The sequence below is a fragment of the Candidatus Omnitrophota bacterium genome (assembly GCA_013791745.1).
Classification (GTDB): domain Bacteria; phylum CG03; class CG03; order CG03; family CG03; genus CG03.
The window spans coordinates 1-4,556 of the sequence record VMTH01000048.1; the positions used below are offsets into that span (position 1 = coordinate 1).

4 protein-coding genes are annotated in these 4,556 nt (G+C 43.2%); all 4 read left to right on the forward strand.

What is annotated here, in order from left to right; genetic code table 11:
- The first annotated feature begins 79 nt into the window (after positions 1-79).
- Positions 80-1,555: an acetyl-CoA carboxylase biotin carboxylase subunit gene (locus FP827_02375; protein ID MBA3051928.1), complete on the forward strand. Its 1,476-nt coding sequence runs from the start codon at positions 80-82 to the stop codon at positions 1,553-1,555.
- A gap of 156 nt (positions 1,556-1,711) precedes the next feature.
- Positions 1,712-2,728 carry a threonylcarbamoyl-AMP synthase gene (locus FP827_02380; protein ID MBA3051929.1) on the forward strand — a complete coding sequence of 339 codons (1,017 nt, stop codon included), beginning with the start codon at positions 1,712-1,714 and terminating at the stop codon, positions 2,726-2,728.
- Between the two features lie 16 nt (positions 2,729-2,744).
- Positions 2,745-3,143, forward strand: a complete 399-nt coding sequence (locus FP827_02385) for a DUF2784 domain-containing protein (protein ID MBA3051930.1) — start codon at positions 2,745-2,747, stop codon at positions 3,141-3,143.
- The coding region (locus tag FP827_02390) for an amino acid permease (GenBank protein MBA3051931.1) at positions 3,143-4,556 on the forward strand (1,414 nt) is incomplete at its 3' end. The genes FP827_02385 and FP827_02390, both read left to right, overlap by 1 nt.

Below are 4,556 nucleotides of genomic sequence, written 5' to 3' on the forward strand. Positions count from 1 at the left end.
ACAGATAAAAGAAGTGTACACATTTGAATCTGATATTGTTGATGCCGGAGATGTATTAATGGTCGTTGAGTAAATCAGGATGCTGAAGAAAATTCTAGTAGCCAATCGCTCGGAAATAGCAATCAGGGTCATGAGGGCCGCCCGTGAGCTGGGTATTAAGACAGCCGCTGTTTATTCCGAAGTTGATAAAAACGCGTTACATGCCAAATATGCCGATGAGGCGTATCCGTTAGGAGGTAATCATGCTAAGGAAAGTTACCTCAGTATAAAAAAGATAATAAATATCGCAAAGGAATGCGGAGCGGACGCGGTTCATCCGGGCTATGGTTTTCTTGCCGAGAATCCCGGGTTCGCCTATGCCTGTGAAAAAGAAGGCATAGTCTTTGTCGGCCCTTCCAGCAAGGTTATTGAGCTGATGGGTAATAAGATAGCCGCGCGCAAGGCTGTCGCATCAGCCGGAGCGCCTGTTGTTCCCGGCACAACCGAGGAGGTGGGTGCGCTTTCCGAAGCACAAAAAATATCGGATGAGATAGGTTATCCGGTAATAGTCAAAGCGGCCGCCGGCGGCGGCGGCATTGGAATGAAAATCGCTCAATGCGCCGGGGAACTTGAAGAGGCGATAGGACAGGCAAAGGCAACAGCGGGTTCGGCATTCGGGGATCCGTCTGTGTTTATAGAAAAATATGTTTCTAATCCGCGGCATATAGAATTTCAAATCCTGGCTGATAAATACGGGAATGTGGTTCATCTTAATGAGCGGGAGTGCTCAATTCAGAGGCGTCATCAAAAGCTTATTGAAGAGGCCCCCTCTCCGATCATGACCGAAAGCTTAAGGAGTGAAATGGGTTCCTGCGCGGTAAGAATCGCCAAGGCGATCAATTACTCAAATGCCGGCACTGTTGAATTTATTTACACCAATGGAAAGTTTTATTTTATGGAGATGAATACGCGCATTCAGGTCGAGCATCCGATTACCGAGATGATCACAGGCGTTGATTTGCTGAAGCAGCAGATCCTCATTGCCTCAGGAGAGAAACTTTCGCTGCAACAGGAAGATATAAAAATAAACGGCCATGCCATAGAGTGCAGAATAAATGCCGAGGATCCTCTGAATAATTTTGCTCCATCCCCGGCAAAACTTAAAGGTTATCGCTCTCCCGGAGGCATGGGAGTGAGGGTGGACTCGGGGGTTTTTTCCTCTTATACCATACCGTCATATTACGACCCGATGATTTCAAAGCTCATTGTATGGGGGGGTGATAGAAAAGAAGCGATTGCGCGCATGAGACGCGCGCTTTATGAGTATATCATAGTAGGCCCTAAAACAAATATACCTTTTCATAAGGCTGTCCTGTCAAACGAGGCCTTTATTAAAGGAGAACTATCCACCCATTTTATAGCCGAGCAGAAGACAATTCTGGATGAGACGATGAATATCATATCTGATGAGCGCACGTTACAGGAGAAACTCTCCAGCATATTTAAAAGTGAGTTGAAAGCGGCGGTAGTTTCCGTCGCGGCCCAGATGTATCTGAAAAAAAGAAAAGTTCTTTAGGGCGGATTATAAAATGTTTGATTTACAGAAATTAAAACTCCCGGCCGAAATTAGTGAACTTATAGACCAACATCGTAATTCTGCTATTGGGCGGAATTAAAGGTGTTGGCCTTTTTCCATTTTATAAACAGGTTTTAGGGGGACATAACAGAAAAGATGCGTGTTTTGAAAATAAATTGCAGGCGTCCGGCATTGAAAAATATAAAAATTGCCGCTCAATCAATAAGAAAAGGCAAACTGGTCGCTTTTCCCACGGAAACGGTTTACGGCCTTGGCGCGGACGCTTTGAATGCGGCGGCGGTGTCTAAAATATTCAAAGCCAAAGGCCGGCCTCTTAACGATCCTTTAATTGTTCACATTGCCGATAAGGAAGATATATTCAGATTATCAAAAGATGTTCCCGGAGAAGCGGCGGAATTAATGAAAATATTCTGGCCGGGCCCGCTGACGCTGGTTTTAAAAAAATCCGGTATAGTTCCGGATATAGTGAGCTCCGGTCTGGATACTGTCGCTGTAAGAATGCCCTCCAATCCAATCGCTTTCAATTTGATTAAATATGCGCTCACTCCTGTGGCCGCGCCAAGCGCGAATCTTTTCGGCAGGCCTTCCCCCACCTGCGCTCAGCATGTGATTGATGACCTTGAAGGTAAAATAGATATTCTGATTGACGGGGGGAAAACGGATATCGGAGTGGAATCCACAGTCATTGATATGACGCATAAACCGTTCAGGGTTCTGCGCCCGGGCGGGATTTCGGTGAAAGAATTGAAAGACGCCCTGGGGGAAATAGAAATTAACAGCGTCAACGACAATATTATATGTTCACCGGGAATGCTGAAACATCATTATTCTCCGCAAGCGCGTCTTCTGTTGTTTGAGAGAAGCGGAGAACAGATCAAAGAAATGAGAAAAATGGCTCTGGAATTCAAAAAACAGGGGAAGAAGGTCGGAATTATGACGACTTCGGAAAATCAAAAAGAATTCAGGGGATTTAAGATAAAAGCAATAGGCTCAGAAGATGATTTAAAAACCTGCGCGTTTAACCTTTTTTCTGTTTTAAGAAGTTTTGATACTGAAAAAACGGATATCATTATCGCGGGAGGAATTGAAACGACGGGGCTTGGCTTAGCTGTTATGGATCGTCTGCGAAGAGCCTCAAGCAAAAGATGCTAAGCCCCGGGTATAAAATATGATATTTAAAATATCAGCCGATTTAATCGTGCTTATGCATTTTTTCTGGATATCATTTATGCTGGCAGGCTTCGTACTTACCTTGTGCGGTTTTTTTTGGAAGAGATATTTTGATCTCTGGCTGGTAAGAACCGTTCATCTTTTAGGTATAACTTATGTCGGTCTTCTGGCGGTCCTGGGAAAATATTGTCCTTTAACAATACTGGAAAACAGTTTGAGGACAAGGCACAATCCGGAACTTGCGTATACGGGTTCATTTATAATCCATCGTATAGAGAAATTAGTTTATCCGGCTGTTGACCCGTTAATAATTCTGATACCCACGGCGCTTATTGCTGTTTTCGCCATAGCGATGTTTATAATTAAATTGCCTGTAAAAATACGGGAGATGATTTAATGCACCAGAAATTAAAAAAAGAAATTAGTCTTTTAGGCATATTCTGCGTGGCTACGGGCGCGATGATAAGCTCAGGTCTTTTTATACTGCCCGGGATGGCTTTTGCCATGGCGGGCCCGGCAGTTGTTTTGTCCTATATAATTGCAGGAATATTTTGTCTTCCCACTCTTTTCAGTATGGCGGAATTAACCACTGCCATGCCTAAAGCAGGAGGAGATTATTTCTATATTATGCGGGGTTTCGGTCCTCTTTTAGGGACTGTCGCCGGTTTCAGCACCTGGTTTTCTTTAAGTTTGAAAGGAGCTTTCGCTCTTATAGGGATGGCGGCTTATTTAAGCGCATTTACGCATATGCCTTTAAACGTTATAGCTCTGCTGTGCTGTCTCTTTTTTGTCATACTGAATTTGCTGGGCCTAAAAGAAGCCGTGAGATTTCAGATATTGCTGGTAGTAGGGCTCTTGCTTATTCTCCTTGTTTACGCCGTCTGGGGTCATACCATCGTTAATCCCTTAAATTATAAACCGTTTTTTTCCGGAGGATTGAACTCCGTGTTTACTACGGCAAGTTTTGTGTTTATCTCTTATGGAGGTCTAACCACAGTAATGGCTTTAGCGGAAGAGACAAAAAATCCGGGAAGAAATCTGCCGTTGGGGATGATTCTTTCGCTTACTGCGGCTATATTTTTCTATGCGGCGGTTGTGTATATAACTATAGGTGTTTTAAATCCTGAAAATCTGAGAGGGAGCCTTACCCCTATATCGGACGGCGCGGGCGTTTTAGGAGGAGATTTTTTGAAGATAATAATAGGCGCCGCGGCATTTTTGGCATTTATTTCCACGGCTAATTCAGGAATTATGACCGCTTCAAGATATCCTCTGGGCATGAGCCGGGATAAACTTCTACCCCCTCTTTTCCGGAAAATAAGTTCAAGGTTTAAAACGCCTTATGTATCTATCCTTTTTACCGGCCTTTTTATGTGCGCGGCTATTTTATTTCTCAGGCTTGAATTATTGGTAAAAGTGGCATCAAGTGTTCTTCTTCTGCTGTATATAACCTCCAATTTAACTCTTATTTTATTCCGGGAAAGCAAAATATTGAGTTACAGGCCTAAATTCAAAACTCCTTTTTATCCGTATATGCCGATATTCGGTATACTGGGCAGTATTTTCCTTTTGATTGAAATGGGAACTTTTATAGTTTTTTTAACCTTCTGTTTCCTTTTACTGGGATTTTTCTGGTATAGGATATACGGGAAAAAACGTGCCAGCCGGGATTCGGCGTTGATTTATGTTTTGGAAAGACTGATTGTCAGAGATAAAGAATTTGCGTCGGACAATCTTCTTACCGAATTAAAGGATATTGTTATTCAACGGGATGAACTGATAAAAGACCGGTTTCATGAACTGATAGAGA

Bases quoted from the DNA above. Each gene is read 5' to 3' on its own strand.
- FP827_02375 (MBA3051928.1), top strand. From the start codon at position 80: ATGCTGAAGAAAATTCTAGTAGCCAATCGCTCGGAAATAGCAATCAGG.
- FP827_02380 (MBA3051929.1), top strand. From the start codon at position 1,712: ATGCGTGTTTTGAAAATAAATTGCAGGCGTCCGGCATTGAAAAATATA.
- FP827_02385 (MBA3051930.1), top strand. From the start codon at position 2,745: ATGATATTTAAAATATCAGCCGATTTAATCGTGCTTATGCATTTTTTC.